Genomic DNA, 17561 nt, shown 5'->3' on the forward strand with positions numbered 1-17561 from the left:
TTTCGTTCAGTCCCGCTTCGCGGCCGTACGGCGCAGCTCGCCCGCGGTGATGCCGAACCGGGCGTGGAAGGTCTGCGAGAAGTGGGCGACCGAACTGAATCCGCACCTGGTCGCCACCGTCGCCGTGCGCACCTCGGCGGCGGCCGGTCCGGTCAGCAGGCCGTAGGCGGCTTCGAGGCGCCGACCGAGCACATACCGCGGGAACGTCGTGCCCGCGTCGGCGAAGACGCGGGTGAGCTGACGGACGCTGATGCCGACCGCGCCGGCGACCTCGGGGGCGGACAGGCGCGGATCGTGCAGTCGGTCCTCGACGAGGGCACAGGCGAGCGCTCGGTGGACGACGGGCGGGCGCGTGGCCCCGTCGCTCACGAGGACGGACGCGAGATCGACGAGGGCCTGCTCGTCGGGCCGGGTCGCGCCCTGGACACCGACGGCGCGTCCGACGAGACGGGCGAGCGCGCGGCCGTACGGGTTGCTCTCGTCACGCCGGACGACGAGCGGTTCCCCGAGGTGCACGCCCTCCGGCAGCGCACCGCGGTCCACGCGCACCGCCAGCTCGTCCAGTCCCTGGCCGAACCCGCGGACGAAGCTGCCGTCCGCATCGCAGACCAGGACGTCGCCGGGGCGGATGACCTGCCGCCGGCCGGCCTGCTGGAACAGCGCCTCCCCGCGCAGGGAGACATAGATCGCGACGGAACCCGTGGGCCGTCGTTCGATGAGGTCGGCAGGGCGCTCGACGACGTGTGCGGTGGTGCGGACGCGCGCCAGATGCACCCGCCCGAGGTCGAGGTTGTCCTCACGCGCCCGGAAGTCCTCGCCGCCCGGTGTCCGGCACATCAGCGCGATCAGGGCGTCGGCGTTGTGCTCCTCCCAGGCCCGCAACCGCTGCGCCGACGGCAGGTGCGCTGTCGAGAACACCTGCGCCGGTCGGGACGCTGCTGCGGGTGCCGGGTGCATGGTTCAGAGAGTAGATCCGCAACCCCGGGTTCCCAACCCCCGTGGATGCCGGCCTCTCCTTGCCCCTCGACAGCGACCGCCACGAAGTGATCCGAAAAAGATCCCGGCACGAGGCAACCCATTGCGGGGCCTGTGACAACAAGGAAGCGGATCTGGTCAGTTCCGGTGGCCGGGATCCGGATTTCCTCATGAACAGTGTGCAAGGAGAGCCTCCCCGATGAACAACCCCGCGAACGGCGGGCGCCGCGGGCGTCATCGCCGCCGCTGGACCGCCACTGGTCTGCTGCTCGGCGTGCCCGCCGTCCTCGTGCCGTATCTCCTGTACGCGCAGCAGGACTCGCAGGCCGCGACGGTCGACGGCGACGCCTACTACCGGCTGGTCTCCGTGCGCAGCGGCAAGGTGCTGGACGTCAACGGCTTCTCCACCGCCGACGGCACCCGTATCCAGCAGTGGGCCGACCAGAACACCGCCAACCAGCAGTGGAAGCTGAAGTCCGCCGGGGACGGCTACTACGAGCTGGTGAACCGCAACAGCGGCAAGGTGCTCGGCATCGCAGGCGGTTCCACCGCTCAGGGGGCCGCCGCCGAGCAGCAGACCGACAGCTCCTCCACCTCCCAGGAGTGGAGGATCGACGAGGTGAGCGGTATCGACGCCGTCACCCTCACCTCCCGCAGGAGCGGCCAGGTCCTGGACGTCTCCGGAGGCTCCACGGCCCAGGGCGCGCCGATCATCCAATATTCCAGTAGAGGCAGCACCAACCAGCAGTGGAAGCTGGTGAAGACGGCCGGCACCCAGACGGCCGGGACCGGCGGTGCGCAGACCACGGCCGCGGCAGGACCGTACGTGTGGAAGAACGCCCAGGTGGTGGGCGGCGGTTACGTCACCGGGCTGGTGTTCAACCAGAAGGAGAAGGGTCTGCTGTACGCGCGCACCGACATGGGCGGCGCCTACCGCTGGGACACCGCGGCCGAGCAGTGGATCCCGCTGACCGACTGGCTCGGCGAGAAGGACTGGAACCTTCTGGGCATAGATGCACTGGCCACCGACCCCGTCGACCCGGGCCGGCTCTACCTCGCGACGGGCACCTACACCAACGAGTGGGCCGGCAACGGCGCGCTCCTGCGCTCCACCGACCGGGGCCGCACCTTCCAGCGCACCGATCTGCCGTTCAAGGTGGGCGGCAACGAACCCGGCCGCGGGGCGGGCGAACGGCTCGTGATCGACCCCGCGGACCACGCCACCCTGCTGCTGGGCACCCGCAAGAACGGCCTGTGGCGCAGCACCGACTACGGCGTGACATGGCGTCAGGTGTCGTCGTTCCCCGTCAAGGACGGGGCGGGCAGCGGCGCGGGCATCTCCTTCGTGACGTACGGCCCGGCCGGCAGCAACACGGTCTACGTCGGCGTCAACGACAAGTCCACGCCCTTGTACCGTTCGACCGATGGCGGCAGCAGCTGGAAGGCTGTTTCCGGGCAGCCCACCGGCCAGATGCCGCAGCACGGTGTGGTCGCCGGTGACGGGTCGCTGTACCTGACGTACAGCAACAGCATCGGCCCCATGGACGCGACGGCGGGCTCGGTGTGGAAGTACACCCCGTCGGGCGGGGTGTGGAAGAACATCTCGCCGTCGCAGGGTGGTTACGGGTTCTCCGGTCTGGCCGTCGACGCGCAGAAGCCGTCCACGGTGATGGTCACCACCCTGGACCGGTGGTGGCCCGAGGACGAGGTCTACCGGACCACCGACGGCGGCACGACCTGGAAGGCCCTGGCCGACAAGTCGCAGCGGAACGCCTCCATCGCTCCGTACGTCGGCACCCACACCGGGCACTGGATGACCGCGCTGGCCATCGACCCCTTCGCCTCCGGGCACGTGCTGTACGGCACCGGCAACAGCATCTGGCGCAGCACGGACGCCAATGCCTCCGACAGCGGTGGCACCAGCCACTGGGCCTCCGGGGCCCGCGGCCTTGAGGAGACCTCGCTGGCGGACGCGATCGCGCCTCCCGGCGGCGCCACCGTCATCACCTCCATGGGCGACCAGGGCGGCTTCCGCCACGACTCCCTGACCGAGGTGCCCGCCGGACGGCTGAAGAACCCGCTGATGAGCAGCAGCACCGACATTGACTTCGCCCAGTCGACCCCCGCGGTGATGGTCCGCGTCGGCACGGGCGGCGCGCAGGACGGCGCCTACTCCACCGACGGCGGCAGCAGCTGGAACGGCTTCACGGCAGAGCCGGTGGGCAGCGCGAACAGCGGCCATGTCGCGCTCGCGGCGGACGGCTCCACCATCGTGTGGACCGAGGCCGGCCAGGCCCCGTACCGCTCGACCGACAAGGGCGCGAGCTGGTCGAGGGTCGGCGGCCTGGGCACCGATGCCGTGGTCGTCGCCGACCGCTCCTCGGCCAGGACCTTCTACTCCCTGTCCGGCGGCACGCTCTACGCCAGCACCGACGGCGGCGCGACCTTCACCGCCCGCGCCACCGGCCTTCCCTCCGGCCGGCTCACGGCCGTTCCCGGCATCGCCGGGGACCTGTGGATCGCCGGCGGTGACAAGGGGCTGCTGCACTCCACCGACGGCGGTCGTGGCTTCACCACGCTCGGCTCGGTGCAGTCCGCCTCCGCCCTCGGCTACGGCAAGGCCAAGCCGGGCACCGACTACCAGGCCCTGTATCTGATCGGCACCGTCAAGAACGTCACCGGAGTCTTCCGCTCCACCGACAAGGGCGCCACCTGGCTCCGCGTCAACGACGACGCCCACCAGTGGGGCGCCATCGGCAGCATCGGCGTCATCACCGGCGACCCCGACACCTACGGCCGCGTCTACATCGGCACCAACGGACGCGGGCTCCTGTACGGCGACCCGTCCTGACCCGACGCCTGTACAGGACGTCCGTAGCAACGCCGAACGGCCGCCCGCGACACCGCGGGCGGCCTCCGGCTCAGGCTTCGGTCTACTGACTGACCGTCAGTTCTCCTCGCCCGTACGGCGCCTGCCGGCGAAGTAGACCGCCGCGGCGCCGGCCGCCGCGACCGCGAGACCCACCCCCACGAAGACGGGAGTGCTGCTCGACGCGCCGGTCTCGGCGAGATCCCCGTTCGCGGTCGGGCTGTTCGCACCCGTGCCCGTGCCGGGCGCCGGCGCGGCGGACTCACTGGGGCTCGGCGACTCACCCGCACCGGGCGTGGCCGACTCGCTGGGGGTCGGGGACCCGCCGGGTCCGTCGTTCGCGGCGAGCACCGCGGCGAAGGCGCCTGCGATCACCTTGTGGCCGTCGCCGTTGGGGTGCGGGTCCTTCTTCGTGCACGCCCAGGTCAGCTGGCAGATCTTGGCCACGTTCGCCGGCACCTCGCCCGCGCCGGGCACGTTCACCTGGGTGGTGAAGTCGTCGGAGGAGAAGGCCCCTGCCACGTCCGCCACCGTGAACCCGGTGGACTTGTAGACCTGGGCGATCCCCGTGTTGGTGGCCTTGACCAGGGGCGCCGACGCCTTGGCGGCCTGCTGCCCCGCGGTCCCCTGCAGCCAGGCCCCGAGGAACGGGTTGTAGTACGTCGAGCCCACGAAGCGGGTGTTGTCCGTGCCCGCCTTGCGGAGCGTGCCCGCGATCCGGGCGAGGTTCTTCGCCATGGTCTGGCTCTTGCTGGTCAGGCACGCCGCGTCGAGGGTGCCCGCCGGGCTGACGCATGCCTTGAGGATGTCGTCGGCGCCCACGCTGAGGGTCACGTAGGCGACCTTGCCGTGGTGGAGGGCCATGGCCTTCAGGGCGGCGTCCAGTTGGGACTTGGCGTGCGGATAGTCGCAGTCTCCGCCCTCTGTCAAAGACTCCGTGGTCTCACCGGTGCAGCCGAGGCGTATGTGCTTCAGTCCGGGGGTGCGCTGCTTGAGCTGCGCGAAGAGCTGGTCGGTGTAGGCGAGGTCCGTGTCCTTGTCGACGTCCGGCTGGTAGCCGGTGGCCAAGGAGTCGCCCAGCGAGATGTAGTACGTGGTGTCCTTGCCGTCGGTCGCCTCGTCGGCGGTGGCCAGTCCGGGCGTGCTCAGCACGACCGTCAGAGCGGAGACGGCCAGAGCGGGGCCGAAACGCTGAAGGTTTCTCTTCACTTGCGTGCGCTTTCCAGTGCGTTGGGGGGTTTGGATGCCGAAACGGATTGGCGCGAAGCAGCGCTGGAACCAGCGAAACTCAGCCGTAACGGTTCTCGGGCATCCGAAGAAAGCCTTGATGAAGGCACAGGGGGGAATTCCGTCTCCGTGAACTGCGGGATCTGCCCGAACTCGTCCCGGAGGCGTGGGCGTCAATCTAGCAAGGTTTAAGCCGACTTGGACATAGGAGGCCGACAACTTGATGGTCACGACGACACGTGTAATCGCCAGAAAGGCTCGCGCGGACGGGAATTGGTTACCAGACCCACCAGTAGCAATTCACTGCGTGATCAACTAGGAGGCGAAGAAAGCCGACGCCGTTTTCAAGGCCGGCCGGGTCGGATTTCTGACAAGAGCGCGTTGACAGCCGTTGACTGTCGCCGGCTCGCGGCGGCGTGCCGTCGGCCTCATGGCAGCCGTGCGTCCGTGCCTCGGGCGCACCCGGCTTGCCCCGTCCGTCCCCGTCCGCGACGCCTGCCTGGAAGCCGCAGACGTAGGAACTGATGCCGCGACGTCCCGGTGCGCCGTCCGGTCCCGCTCGGGGTGAGAAGTCGGTGATGGGTGTGCCTGCCAGAGGGCTCGGTGCCGCGGCGCAAGAGGTTCGAGTGGTCACTCCTGGTGGCCGGGGGCCGTCCTGGTCGACCTCCGGGTAGGTGAAGCCCTTCACCCGGCTTCTCGGCGCCCAGGCAGCAGACGGTGTCGGAGCACGGCAGGACGCGTTGCAACCCGAACGCACCGGCCGGAGCGCCGTGGAGCGGGGGACGATCTAGGCTGGAAGCAGCCGCTGGAAACCAGCCCTGACGGGCACGGACGTCCGGACGGAGGCATGGCGCGTGGAGATGGCCAGCAACCAGGACGCCCCCACTGCCGTTGCCGTGGTGGGCCCCGACGGCTTGGTGAGCGGCTGGAGCGAGGGAGCCCGGCTGCTGCTGGGCTGGACGGCGCAGGACACCGTCGGCCGCCCCGTGACCGATCTGCTGGTCGATCCGCCACCCGGCTTCCCCGAGGGCTACGGCGCCGGCCCCGACCCCACGGGCTTCATCCCCCTGCGCCACCGGGACGGCACCACACTGGACGCCGTGGTGGCGGCTCACCCGTTGTTCGGCCCCGACAGCCGGGTGCTGGGCCACGCGCTGACCATCCAGCGCTGGGGACGCCGCCCGGTGATCGCCGACCGGGCCTTCGAGCAGAGCCCCTTCGCTCTGGGCGTGTACGACCCCGATCTGCGGTTCCTGTGGATCAACGCCTCCTCGGCCCGGGTGATCGCCCACACCGAGGAGCAGGTGCTCGGCAAGAAGTACCGCGAGCTGTTCCCCGAATTCGACCGCACGCTGTTTCCCGAAAGGGACGACAAGCCCTACACCGACGCGCTCTCCCAGGTGGCGAGGACGGGCGAGCCCATGCGTCTGATCACCGTCTTCCAGCCGCTCGGCAGCAACTACGCCAACGCCTGGGCCACCAGCATCTGGCCCGTCCGGGATGCCGAGGGCAGGGTCCGTGCGATCGCCAACTGGGGATTCGACATGAGCGCCGAGTACTGGGCCCGGCAACGCCTGCTCCTGCTCAACAGGGCCAGCGGCGGCATCGGCCGGACACTCGACGTGATCGGCACCGCCCAGGAGCTGGCCGGCACCTCCGTGCCGGGTTTCGCCGACCTCGTCACCGTGGATCTCTTCGACGAGGTGCTGCGCGGGGAGGAGCCGCCTTCCGTGGCCACGTTCAGCTCCGGCGAGACGATCGTGCTCAGCCGTGCCGCCCGGCACAGCGCGAACGCGGACACCGACCGCGCTCCCGGGCCCACGAGGCCGGTCGGCCACACTCCCGGTTCTGTCGCCGCCCGCTGCATGGCCACGGGCAGGTCCACGGTGGAACTCGCCGCCGAGCCCGGCGAGGGCGGCGAATGGGCCTTCGGACCCGGTCTCGCCGCCGACCCGGCCCACTGGCCACCGGGCAACCCGGTGATCGACGAGTCCCTTGCGGCGGAGGGGCTGACCGGCCGGATCACCGTGCCGCTGCGGGCCCGCGGCGCGCTGCTCGGCGTCGTCGCCTTCTCCCGCCTCGACCGGCCCGAGGCCTTCACCGCCGACGACCTGATCCTCGCCGAGGAGCTGACCACCAAGGCGGCCGTCGCCATCGACAACGCCCGCCGGTACTCGCGTGAGCGCACGACGGCGCTGACCCTGCAGCGCAGCCTCCTGCCGCAGGGGCTGCCCGTACAGGAGGCGGTGGAGGTGGCGTCCCGCTATCTGCCCGCCGGGACCGGCGCGGAAGTGGGGGGTGACTGGTTCGACGTCATTCCGCTGTCCGGCGCGCGGGTCGCCCTGGTCGTCGGCGATGTCGTCGGTCACGGACTGCACGCCTCGGCGAGCATGGGCCGGCTGCGCACGGCGGTCCGTACCCTCGCCGACGTGGATCTGCCGCCGGACGAGCTGCTGACCCACCTGGACGACCTGGTCCTCCATCTCGCCAGCGACCTCCAGGCCACCGGCGACTTCCAGGCGACGGGCGAGTCGGGGGCCACCTGCCTGTACACGGTCTACGACCCTGTCTCCCGCCGTCTCACGCTGGCCAGCGCCGGCCATCCCCTGCCGCTGATCATTTTCCCGGACGGCACCAGGAGCCCGGTACCCGCCCATACGGGGCCACCGCTCGGCATCGGTGGGCTGCCTTTCGAGGCCACCGAGCTGGAGCTGCCCGAGGGCAGCCTGCTGACCCTCTACACCGACGGACTGGTGGAAAGCCGTGAGCACGACGCCGACCAGCGGATCGCCGAACTTCAGCGAGCCCTGAACCCCTCGGCCGCCTCACTGGAGGCCCTGTGCGACACGGTGATGGACGCCATGCTCCCCGAACGCCGCACCGACGACGCCGCCCTGCTCCTCGCTCGCACTCGCGCGCTGGATCCCCGCCACGTCGCCGACTGGGACGTCGAGCCCGACACCGCGCAAGTGCCGCGCGCCAGGAAGTTCGCCGTCGACCAGGTGGACGCCTGGGGCCTGGAGGAGGCGGCCTTCGTCACCGAGCTGGTCGTCAGCGAGCTGGTCACCAATGCCATCCGATACGGCGAGCCGCCGATCAAGCTGCGGCTGATTCGCGACGCCTCCCTGATCTGCGAGGTCTCCGACGCCAGCAACACCGCTCCGCACCTGCGCAGGGCCCGCGCCTTCGACGAGGGCGGCCGGGGCCTGTTGCTCGTCGCCCAGCTCACCCAGGGCTGGGGCACCCGGCACACGACCAACGGCAAGACCATCTGGTGCGCGCAGTCCCTCCCCGTGTCCGAGCCGTACTGATCGCCGGGTCAAGGGCCGGAGCCGTCCTCCACCTTCTCGAAGAAGAACTCGTGCTTGAGGAAGGAGACGTCGTACTCGTGGCCGGCCTGCGGTGGCAGCAGTTGGGAGGCCTGGAACAGACGCCAGCCGTCGTGCAGCGCGGCAAGCCCTGTGGCGTAGGGCGGCTCGTCGCTGTCACCGGTCGTCGGACGGGTCCTGCCGGTCCCGTCGTACCGGGACCAGCCCACGACGTCGGAGTCCAGCGCCGACGTCGCGAGATAGAGGACCAGAACCTGCTGCCTCATGCGTGACTCCCCTTCAGGGTCGGCCGGTTGCTGACGCGCGTGACCCAGTACTCGACATCGAACGAGTCGTCACCGGTCAGGGCCCGCCACAGCAGGGCCCGGTTGTAGATCTCCAGTCGGGCCGTGGCCTGCTCGTACCACGGGAAGTACGTGCTGAGTTCGGCGGTGACCGCGGGGTCGTGCAGGTCGGAGAGGTCCCACAGTCGTACCTGCGGCACGGTCGGGTTGAGGCGGAGCTTGTACATGTAGCGGCGGCCCGCGGTGTCGTTGCGGCGGCCACCGTGCCAGATGCCGTGGTGCAGGAGCACGACCGTGCCTGCCGGGCAGGTAAGACGGGTCTGCCCCTTGAGGTTCTGGACGCGGCCGACGTCCGTCTCGTTGATCCTGCGCAGATGGCTTCCGGGCACGCTGAGGGTGCCGCCCATCTCGGCGGTCACCTCGTGCGGGTAGTACATGAGCTGGATGTCGAACGCGTCGGGCCGCACGTCGATGATCGCGTCCGCGTGAAGCGGCTGCGCATGTCCCTCGTGCGGCTCGCGCACATGAACCGCCTGGTGGTCGACGGTCGGCCGGGGGCCGACCAGGCTCTCGACAGCGCCCGCGACAACCGGCAGGGCGAGCAGTTCATGGACGAAGGTGCCGGGCGCGAACGCCCCGCCCAGCGGAGTGCCGTAGGCCACTTCCGGCAGGCCCTCGGCCAAGGCCGCGACGGCCCGTTCATTGATCTCCTCGGGCACCACCCCGTCCAGGCGCAGGAATCCCTGCGCGACGAAGCGCGCCACCTGAACCGATGTCAGGAGTTGCTTGCTGGTTGGCATGCGACGAACGTACGTGTCCCGGCCCGCTCCGTCGTGGGCTGAAATCATCCAGTGCTGGTAGTTTTCCATCCTCACCGGAGAGGTGCCGGTCAGCCGACCGCGCTGAACGTCCACAGCAGGTTGGTGCTCTGCTGCCAGGTCCACTGCTTGGTCACGGACCCTGAGGCGACTCCTCCGCCGCTGTCGAGGACCAGTCCCGTGCTGCGGTTGGCGATCGAGTACTGGCCCTGGCCGCGGTGGGTGATCCGCCACTGCTGCGTGTCGCTGCCGTCCCAGGCCTTCTGCCGGGCAGGGTCGCCGTTGGTGGTGGAGCCCCAGCCGTCGGCGACCATGCCGTTGGTGCGGTTGACGAGTTTGTAGTAGCCGTTGCCGAGTTCGACTGCCTGCCACTGGAGATTGGAGTTGTTGATCGGCTGCCACTGCTTCAGATTCGAGCCGCTGGCGACATTGCCGCCGCTGTCCAGCGCCAACCGGCTGGTGACGTTGGTCAGGCGGAAGTACTTGTCGGGCCTGAACGTCACCTTCAGTGATCTGATCGCGTCATTGTTGCCGGTCGCCACAAGGTCGGGGGTGTTCGAGGTGAACGTCCAGGCGGTGCCGGTGAAGCTGTCCCCGGAGTAGCCCGTCACCTGGTAGCCGTCGGGTACCAGGACGGAGGAGGCCATGGCGGGCCCCAGGCCGGCGGCGGACAGCTGGGAGGAGGTGTAGCTGCCCAGCGGCAGAACGGCGCTGCTGCCTTGGTAGTTGACGTTCTGGAAAACCGCCGCCGAAACCCTGAGGGGCATGCCCTGGACCTCGACGCACACCACGGAGACGCTGGCGTCCGGCGCGGTGGCCGGCACGGTGACGTTGATGGTGCCGCCGCTGACCGCGTAAGGGAGCGAGACCGAGGGGTTGTCCATCAAGTAGACGCGGCGGATCGTGTTGTCGAGCGCCGGGATCTGCAGCTGGCCGTTCGTGGGCCAGGTGAAGACATGGGCGAAGAGCTTGCCGTTCTTCTTGGTGACCTTCCCCCAGGAGGGTTCGGTGGCGAACGGGCTGCCGCTGGTCCCGTGAATGCTGTCGCTGTACGTCGACATCCATGAGGCCAGGCCGTTCAGGACGGTCTCCGTTCCGGTGGTGACCAGGCCCTCGCCCGTGGGGCCGATGTTCAGCAGGTAGTTGCCGTCCCGGGAGACCACCGTGACGAGTTCTCGGACGATGTCCTTCAAGGGTCTGTAGCGGGTCTCACGCCCCGCGTTGTAACCCCAGGAGCCGTTCATGGTGGCGCACTTCTCCCACTGCCGATCCATCGGCTCGGCGGGTATCCCGAACTCCGCGACCGTGTAGTCGCCGAGCCCGAGGTCCCGCTTGACCCGTTCGTTGACGACGAGGCCGGGCTTGCGGGCGATCAGCCAGTTGTAGAGGTCGACGCCGTCCGATTTCAGCCACCAGTCCGTAAGGGTGGGACTGGAAGGCTCGCCGGACCAGTCGCCGTCGAACCACAGCAGTGCCGGGTCGTAGCGGTCCAGCAGTTCCTGAAGCTGCGCCTTCATGTCGGCGATGTAGGCGGTGCGCGCGGCCTGCGAGGACATCGTGGTGAAACCGCCCTGGTAGCGGTCGACCTGTGACGGATGGTTCCAGTCGAGGATCGAGTAGTACAGGCAGAACTTGATCCCGCGGCTCTCGCACTCCCTCTTGAGGTCCCCGAGCAGGTCGGTCTGGAAGCCGCTGTAGTCGTGCAGGTTGTACAGCTTGCTGCCGGTGGTGTCGGTGAAGCTCGCCACGTCGGAGTCCCACATCGCAAAGCCCTCGTGATGCTTGGCGGTGATCACGAGGTACTTCATGCCGGCGTTCTTGGCCAGTTCGGCGACGGCGGCGGCGTTGAACTGGCTCGGGTTGAACTTCTGGCTGACCTGGGTCTGGTAGCTCGCCTTGCTCCACCGCTCGCTGTCCATCGCCCACTCGCCGTGGGCGAGATACGAGTAGGACCCGAAGTGGATGAACATCCCGAACCGGGCCTGGTACCACCAGTCCATCTTCGAGGGGACGGTGTACGCCTCCGCGGTGGAGGGCCACAGGACCTGCGGCAACCCGAAGGCCGCCACTCCCCCGGCGAGGGCGGCGGCCTTCATCAGAGAGCGTCTGCTGAGGGAGGCAGAGGACATGGTGCGGCTCCATGGGTCGAGGGAAAAGGACGGGGCGAGACATCGGATGGATTTATAGGAGACATGGGATGGCTGCGTCTATAGCTGGAGCGAGATTGACCCAAAGTGGGGAACCGGATGGGAGTTTTGGGAGACCCCTGGAGACTTGACACCTACTCACCCAGAGAATGAAGCGTTATACATAGGATCTATCAGGTGAACAGGTGGGTCCATGTCCTGGGGGCGCCTGCGCCGGGGGGTGGTCAGTCTGGCTGCGGATGTCCGATCAGCAGGTCGTAGCCTGGCGGGAGTTGGAGCAGGATGCGGTTCGTCAGGTCCTCGCCGGCGATGTCGGCCACGACGCTGAGCACGGCGCTGACGTCCCCGGTGGCGGTCTTCTCCGTGGCGCCTTCGATCCAGGCCGCGGTTGCCCGGATGAACCGTTCGGGCGGCAGCGGTTCATGTACCTGGAGCGGGTTGAGCAGGACGTACGCCGGCGTTTCCGGGAGCCGGGCGGCCAGCTCGGCGCGCACCTCTCCCACCAGATGTGCGCCCAGCAGGGCCATGACGACCCGGGAGACTCGTTCTGCCTCCTGCTGCGAAGGGTATGCACCGCGTTCCTGGACTGCGGCGATGAAGGCATCCGAGTGCATGCGCATGACGTCCCCCGTGAACGGCGGACCACTGGCGGATGCGGTCGGTTCCGCGCGGGTTTCGCGCGGTGGAGCCGGCCCGGTGACCTCCACCGTGGCCGGCCGCAGCAGTTGCTCGCCGAGCCGGTAACCGGAACGGAGGACCGCCGAGCACACCAGGCCGTCCCGCTCGGAGACCTGGTACGTCAGGGCGTCGTGCCGGACGGGGTCGAACGGGTCGCCCACCTCACCGAACGACGTGACGCCCAGCGATCCGAGCTCGCTCTTCAGGCTGTCGGCGATGTCCTTCAGACCGGGCGTGAGCGGCTCGTTGGCGCACGCCCGGTCGACGGCGTCCAGAACCGGCAGCAGCGCCCGGAGCACGTTGGCCACCGCGATCTCGCGGACGGCCATGCGGTCCCGCCGCACCCGCTTGCGGTAGTTGTCGTACTCGGCCTTCACCCGCTGCAGGTCGGCGGTCCGCTCCTCCACCAGGCGCCGCAGCTGCTGCAGTTCGGTGCTCTGCGGCCCACTCCCGGTCATCGTCAGCCGGCCTCCGGCTTGTCGTCGTCGACGATCTCGGCGTCCACCACCTCGTCCTCGGACGAACCAGCGGCCGTGCCGGCCGCGGACGCGCCGGCCGCATCCGTCGGCTGCTCGGCACGCGACTTCTCGTACAGTGCGGTGCCGATCTTCTGCGCGGCCTGCGACGCACGGTCGATCGCCTGCCGGATCGCGGCGGTGTCCTCGCCCTGCAGCGTGTCCTTCAGGTCGGCCAGCGCGGTCTCCGTCTCGCTCTTCGCGTCGGCGGGGATCTTGTCCGCGTTGTCCGTGAGGAGCTTCTCGGTCGAGTAGACGAGCTGCTCGCCCTGGTTGCGGGTCTCGGCCGCCTCACGCCGCTTGCGGTCTTCCTCGGCGTGCTGCTCGGCCTCGCGGACCATGCGGTCGATGTCGTCCCTGGGCAGCGCGGAGCCGCCGGTGACGGTCATCTTCTGCTCCTTGCCCGTGCCCAGGTCCTTGGCGGAGACATGCATGATGCCGTTGGCGTCGATGTCGAAGGTGACCTCGATCTGCGGCAGTCCGCGCGGAGCGGGGGCGATGCCGGTCAGCTCGAACATGCCGAGCTTCTTGTTGTACGCGGCGATCTCGCGCTCACCCTGGTAGACCTGGATCGTCACCGACGGCTGGTTGTCCTCGGCCGTGGTGAAGATCTCCGAACGGCGGGTCGGGATGGTCGTGTTGCGCTCGATCAGCTTGGTCATGATGCCGCCCTTGGTCTCGATGCCCAGGGACAGCGGGGTGACGTCGAGCAGCAGGACGTCCTTGACCTCGCCCTTGAGCACACCGGCCTGCAGCGAAGCACCGACGGCCACGACCTCGTCCGGGTTGACGCCCTTGTGCGGGTCCTTGCCGGTCAGCTCCTTCACCAGCTCGGTCACCGCGGGCATACGCGTCGACCCACCGACCAGGACGACGTGGTCGATGTCGGCCACCTTGATCCCGGCGTCCTTGATCGCGTTGTGGAACGGTGCCGTGCAGCGCTCCAGCAGATCGGCGGTCAGCTGCTCGAACTGGGCCCGGGTCAGCTTCTCGTCGAGGTGCAGCGGTCCCTCGGCGGACGCGGTGACGTAGGGCAGGTTGATGGTCGTCTCGGTGGACGACGACAGCTCGATCTTCGCCTTCTCCGCCGCCTCGCGCAGCCGCTGCACGGCCATCTTGTCCTTGGACAGGTCCACGCCGTAGTGGTTCTTGAACTGCGTGACCAGGTGGTCGACGATCCGCTGGTCCCAGTCGTCACCGCCCAGATGGGTGTCGCCGTTGGTGGCCTTCACCTCGATGACGCCCTCACCCATCTCCAGCAGCGACACGTCGAAGGTGCCGCCGCCGAGGTCGAAGACGAGGACCGTCTGGTCATTCTCCTTGTCCAGCCCGTAGGCCAGCGCGGCGGCCGTCGGCTCGTTGATGATCCTCAGGACGTTCAGCCCCGCGATCTCACCGGCCTCCTTGGTCGCCTGCCGCTGGGCGTCGTCGAAGTACGCGGGCACGGTGATCACCGCGTCGGTGACGTCCTCGCCGAGATATGCCTCCGCGTCCCGCTTCAGCTTCTGCAGGACGCGCGCGGAGATCTCCTGCGCGGTGTACCGCTTGCCGTCGATGTCCCCGTGCTCCGGGAACCGCCATGCGTGGTCCCCCATGTGCCGCTTCACGGAGCGCGCGGTGCGCTCCACGTTCGTCACGGCCTGCCGCTTGGCGACCTCACCGACCAGTACCTCGCCGTTCTTGGCGAACGCCACGACCGAGGGCGTGGTCCGCGTGCCTTCCGTGTTCGTGATGACCGTGGGCTCGCCGCCCTCGAGGACCGAGACCACCGAGTTCGTCGTTCCCAGGTCGATACCGACCGAGCGCGCCATCTTGTCCTCCTCCTCACCCATGCGCTGCATCACGTGTCTGGTCAGTCGGCGTCATCGGGACGACCGCTCCCACCGGACGGGACCGGCGCGCAGCAGAGGCGCGGGGCGGGTGGCCCCGAGCACCACCACGAACCGCCGGGCGGGACCGACCGGCCGCACGAACACCGGCCTGCGGTCGTCGACCCGCTCCGCCGCCCGCTCGTATGTCCGCTCGTACGTGGGGTCGCACGTCCGGTCGTAGGCCGCGCGCAGGACCGGATCGCGAAGCGTTTCGTACGCCGCCCGTGCCTCACCGAACCGCTGGGCCGTGGCCGCGTCCACACGCGTGTCGGGGCGCAGTTCCCACACCCGGGCACGGAAGGCGGAGGTGATCGCCTCGGCCGTCGCCGAGGGCTCCACCCCCAGCACCGCATACAGGTCCGCTCCGCGGCCTGGCGCCTGCATCCCGGCCATCTCCTCACCCCTTGCGACCTGCTGTTTTCACTCCTACTTGCCTTAATTTCCGAGATAAAACTTGAGCCCCTGCTTGTCAAGTAGGGGATGGGGAGGCAGACGCCCCGGCCACCCCGCTCGGCCAGGCAGCCCAGGCCACCGATGGCCTGCAACGCCCTTCAGGTCACCTCCGGCACCCCGAAGTCGGCGCACGCCGAGAGTGACCTGACCAGGCGTCGGCCATCCCTACCGCCGCGGAGGAGGTGACCCGATGCGTGGCGTGCCGTCCGTCTCGGTGCGCGTGCTGCGGGGGCCCGCGGGAGACTGTTCGCCGATCAGGTGGGCACGTCCTGGCGGTAGGGCCGCACCGCGCGGCGGGCTATGGCGAAACGGTGCGTCTCCGACGGGCCGTCGTAGATCCGGAACGGGCGTACCTCCCGGAACAGACGGGCCAGGGGTGCGTCGGCGGCCGAGATGCCGAGGGCCCCACACATTTGCACCGCCCGGTCGACGACCCGGTTCACCGCCTCCGCCACGAAGGTCTTGGACACCGAGGAGAATTGGGAGGCCGCGGCGGATCCGGTGTCCAACTCCCAGGCGGTACGCAGGATCAGGGCGCGGCTCGCCTCGATGTCGATCTCGGAGTCGGCCAGCATCTGCTGGACCATGCCGAGGTCTCCCAGGGCCGAGCCGAAGGCCATCCGGCTCCCGGCCCGCTCCAGTGCGATGTCCTGGGCGCGGCGGGCCGCTCCCAGCCAGCGCATGCAGTGGGTCAGCCGGGCGGGAGCGAGCCGCACCTGGGCGCCCTCGAAGCCGCGGTCCACCGCTCCCAGGACCTGCTCCTCCCCCACCACGCATCCGTCGAAGACGATCTCGCTGTGCCCCGCGAAGAGCGACTCATCGAGGGTCTCGATCGTCCGGACGAGGTGCATGCCGGGGGTGTCGGCGTCCACCAGGAACATGGTGGCGCCGCCCGGGTCGCCGGGGCCGCCGGAGGTGCGGGCCATGACGATGGTGAACCCGGCTCCCTGGGCACCGGTGATGAACCACTTCCGCCCCTCGATACGCCAGCCACCCGGCACCCGGGTCGCGGTGGTCCGCAGCAGGCGGGGATCGGCGCCCGCTCCCGGAGCCGGTTCGGTCATGGCGAAGCAGGACCGGATCTCGCCCGCGGCGAGCGGGCGCAGATACGTCTGCTTCTGCTCTTCGGTGGCGACCTGCTCCAGCAGGTGCATGTTGCCTTCGTCCGGGGCCGCGCAGTTCAGCGCCAGCGGTCCGAGCAGCGAGTAGCCCGCCGCTTCGAACACCACCGCCTGGCCCCGCAGGTCGAGCCCGTGGCCGCCCCAGCGCTTCGGTACGTGCGGAGCGAACACCCCCGCGTCGCGGGCAGCTTTCTGCAAGCTCTCCCGTACCGCCTCGGGGGCGTCGTGCACGGACCCGCCGCACTCGCGCTCGGCCGGGACGGCCACCTCGCGCACGAACTCCGCGGTGGCTTCGGCAAGTTGAGCGACAGTCGGATCGACATCGAACTGGATGGGCACGGGACCTCCCGCCGACGGGCGTACGGGCGTCCTCAGCCGTCGCCTTCTAGAAACTGTATAGCGTGTTTAGTATCTTGCCCGGAAGTCCCCGGCGACGGGATGACGACGGGAGAGACACCCATGAGCCCGACAGCGAGCACCGGCCCGGTACGCACGGTCCGTCACCCCGACGGCGTCGTCGAGCTGCGGCTGGACGATCCCGGCCGCGGGAACGCCCTGGATCTCAGCACGGCCGAGGCCCTGCGGGACACGGCCTCGGAGGTCGCCGCGGAGCCGGGCGGCGCGGTCCTGCTGCGGACGACGGGCGGCAGCTTCTGCGTGGGCGGTGACCTGCGTGCGTTCGCCGGCCGCGGCGCGGAGACCGGTGCCTACGTACACGCCGTGGCGAGCGCCGCACATGCCGCGATACAGGTCCTGTACGAGCTGCCGGTGCCGTTGGTGACCGCCGTGCGCGGCGCGGCCGCGGGCGGCGGGATCGGCCTCGCCCTCGTGGGCGACATCGTCCTGGCTGCCCGGTCCGCGCGGTTCCGGCTCGCGTACACGGCGATCGGGCTCACACCGGACTGCGGGGCGTCATGGTTCCTGCCACGCCTGGTGGGCCCGCGCAGGGCGGCGGACCTGATCTTCACCAACCGGGTCCTGACCGGCGACGACGCCGAACAGTGGGGCCTGGTCTCCCGGTCCGTGCCCGACGCCGAACTGGACGACACGGCCCACCGGACCGCGGCGGATCTGGCCGCCGGCGCGGGCGGCGCACTGCGCGCCGCGAAGGGGCTGCTGCGCCTCGGCACCGGGCACGATCTGCGCCGCCACCTCGCCGAGGAAGCGCGCTCCATCGCCGCCCTCGCCGACGGCCGCGACGCACGGGACCGCATGACGTCGTTCCTCGCGGCGAAAAGTGTTTCTTGAGTCCCTCTTCACTAACCAGCCTGCCG

12 protein-coding genes and 1 pseudogene are annotated in these 17561 nt (G+C 69.6%); 3 read left to right on the forward strand and 10 right to left on the reverse strand.

All coding sequences use genetic code 11. The features are described 5' to 3' along the window. Nucleotides 1-6: 6 nt before the first annotated feature. Nucleotides 7-957: an AraC-like ligand-binding domain-containing protein gene (locus ACWC1K_RS02940; RefSeq protein ID WP_450828324.1), complete on the reverse strand. Its 951-nt coding sequence runs from the start codon at nt 955-957 to the stop codon at nt 7-9. Nucleotides 958-1174: 217 nt separating this feature from the next. Between ACWC1K_RS02940 and ACWC1K_RS02945 the strand changes: the two genes are divergently transcribed. Next, on the forward strand, nt 1175-3826 hold the full coding sequence (locus ACWC1K_RS02945; RefSeq protein WP_450828326.1) for an RICIN domain-containing protein: 2652 nt from the start codon (nt 1175-1177) through the stop codon (nt 3824-3826). 96 nt (nt 3827-3922) lie between these two features. On the opposite strand, the gene ACWC1K_RS02950 is transcribed toward ACWC1K_RS02945, so the two are convergent. After that, on the reverse strand, nt 3923-5005 hold the full coding sequence (locus ACWC1K_RS02950) for an SGNH/GDSL hydrolase family protein (RefSeq protein ID WP_450828703.1): 1083 nt from the start codon (nt 5003-5005) through the stop codon (nt 3923-3925). A gap of 926 nt (nt 5006-5931) precedes the next feature. Between ACWC1K_RS02950 and ACWC1K_RS02955 the strand changes: the two genes are divergently transcribed. Beyond that, nucleotides 5932-8382, forward strand: a complete 2451-nt coding sequence (locus tag ACWC1K_RS02955; RefSeq protein ID WP_450828704.1) for a SpoIIE family protein phosphatase — start codon at nt 5932-5934, stop codon at nt 8380-8382. Between the two features lie 8 nt (nt 8383-8390). Here the strand turns inward: ACWC1K_RS02955 and ACWC1K_RS02960 are convergent, their stop codons facing one another. The 8 genes and pseudogenes from ACWC1K_RS02960 to ACWC1K_RS02995 form a co-directional block, all read right to left on the reverse strand. Continuing rightward, nucleotides 8391-8666, reverse strand: coding sequence for a hypothetical protein (locus ACWC1K_RS02960; RefSeq protein ID WP_450828328.1), 276 nt, complete (start codon nt 8664-8666; stop codon nt 8391-8393). Continuing rightward, nucleotides 8663-9484, reverse strand: a complete 822-nt coding sequence (locus tag ACWC1K_RS02965) for a phytanoyl-CoA dioxygenase family protein (RefSeq protein ID WP_450828330.1) — start codon at nt 9482-9484, stop codon at nt 8663-8665. Before ACWC1K_RS02965 ends, ACWC1K_RS02960 begins: the two co-directional genes overlap by 4 nt. 89 nt (nt 9485-9573) lie before the next feature. Then, nucleotides 9574-11631, reverse strand: a complete 2058-nt coding sequence (locus ACWC1K_RS02970; protein ID WP_450828332.1) for an alpha-L-fucosidase — start codon at nt 11629-11631, stop codon at nt 9574-9576. Between the two features lie 242 nt (nt 11632-11873). Then, nucleotides 11874-12269: a DUF2267 domain-containing protein gene (locus tag ACWC1K_RS02975; protein WP_450828705.1), complete on the reverse strand. Its 396-nt coding sequence runs from the start codon at nt 12267-12269 to the stop codon at nt 11874-11876. Between the two features lie 135 nt (nt 12270-12404). Continuing rightward, nucleotides 12405-12785 (reverse strand): annotated as a pseudogene (grpE, locus tag ACWC1K_RS02980) (nucleotide exchange factor GrpE); the annotation flags it as partial. Nucleotides 12786-12787: 2 nt separating this feature from the next. After that, nucleotides 12788-14653, reverse strand: coding sequence for a molecular chaperone DnaK (gene dnaK, locus ACWC1K_RS02985; RefSeq protein WP_450828706.1), 1866 nt, complete (start codon nt 14651-14653; stop codon nt 12788-12790). A gap of 51 nt (nt 14654-14704) precedes the next feature. Then, nucleotides 14705-15097 (reverse strand): J domain-containing protein, encoded by a 393-nt coding sequence (locus tag ACWC1K_RS02990; protein ID WP_450828334.1) that lies wholly within the window; start codon nt 15095-15097, stop codon nt 14705-14707. Between the two features lie 323 nt (nt 15098-15420). Further along, nucleotides 15421-16626: an acyl-CoA dehydrogenase family protein gene (locus ACWC1K_RS02995; protein ID WP_450828336.1), complete on the reverse strand. Its 1206-nt coding sequence runs from the start codon at nt 16624-16626 to the stop codon at nt 15421-15423. Nucleotides 16627-16746: 120 nt separating this feature from the next. Here ACWC1K_RS02995 and ACWC1K_RS03000 point away from each other — a divergent pair, with 120 nt between their 5' ends. Then, nucleotides 16747-17535, forward strand: a complete 789-nt coding sequence (locus tag ACWC1K_RS03000; RefSeq protein ID WP_450828338.1) for an enoyl-CoA hydratase/isomerase family protein — start codon at nt 16747-16749, stop codon at nt 17533-17535. Nucleotides 17536-17561 lie beyond the last annotated feature (26 nt).

The organism is Streptomyces sp. NPDC001492 (assembly GCF_053597275.1).

Excerpts from the sequence above, each read along its gene's own strand:
- ACWC1K_RS02945 (WP_450828326.1), top strand. The coding sequence starts at position 1,175 with ATGAACAACCCCGCGAACGGCGGGCGCCGCGGGCGTCATCGCCGCCGC.
- ACWC1K_RS02970 (WP_450828332.1), bottom strand. The coding sequence starts at position 11,631 with ATGTCCTCTGCCTCCCTCAGCAGACGCTCTCTGATGAAGGCCGCCGCC.
- ACWC1K_RS02975 (WP_450828705.1), bottom strand. The coding sequence starts at position 12,269 with ATGCGCATGCACTCGGATGCCTTCATCGCCGCAGTCCAGGAACGCGGT.
- ACWC1K_RS02990 (WP_450828334.1), bottom strand. The coding sequence starts at position 15,097 with ATGCAGGCGCCAGGCCGCGGAGCGGACCTGTATGCGGTGCTGGGGGTG.
- ACWC1K_RS02960 (WP_450828328.1), bottom strand. The coding sequence starts at position 8,666 with ATGAGGCAGCAGGTTCTGGTCCTCTATCTCGCGACGTCGGCGCTGGAC.
- dnaK (WP_450828706.1), bottom strand. The coding sequence starts at position 14,653 with ATGGCGCGCTCGGTCGGTATCGACCTGGGAACGACGAACTCGGTGGTC.
- ACWC1K_RS03000 (WP_450828338.1), top strand. The coding sequence starts at position 16,747 with ATGAGCCCGACAGCGAGCACCGGCCCGGTACGCACGGTCCGTCACCCC.
- ACWC1K_RS02940 (WP_450828324.1), bottom strand. The coding sequence starts at position 957 with ATGCACCCGGCACCCGCAGCAGCGTCCCGACCGGCGCAGGTGTTCTCG.
- ACWC1K_RS02965 (WP_450828330.1), bottom strand. The coding sequence starts at position 9,484 with ATGCCAACCAGCAAGCAACTCCTGACATCGGTTCAGGTGGCGCGCTTC.
- ACWC1K_RS02955 (WP_450828704.1), top strand. The coding sequence starts at position 5,932 with ATGGCCAGCAACCAGGACGCCCCCACTGCCGTTGCCGTGGTGGGCCCC.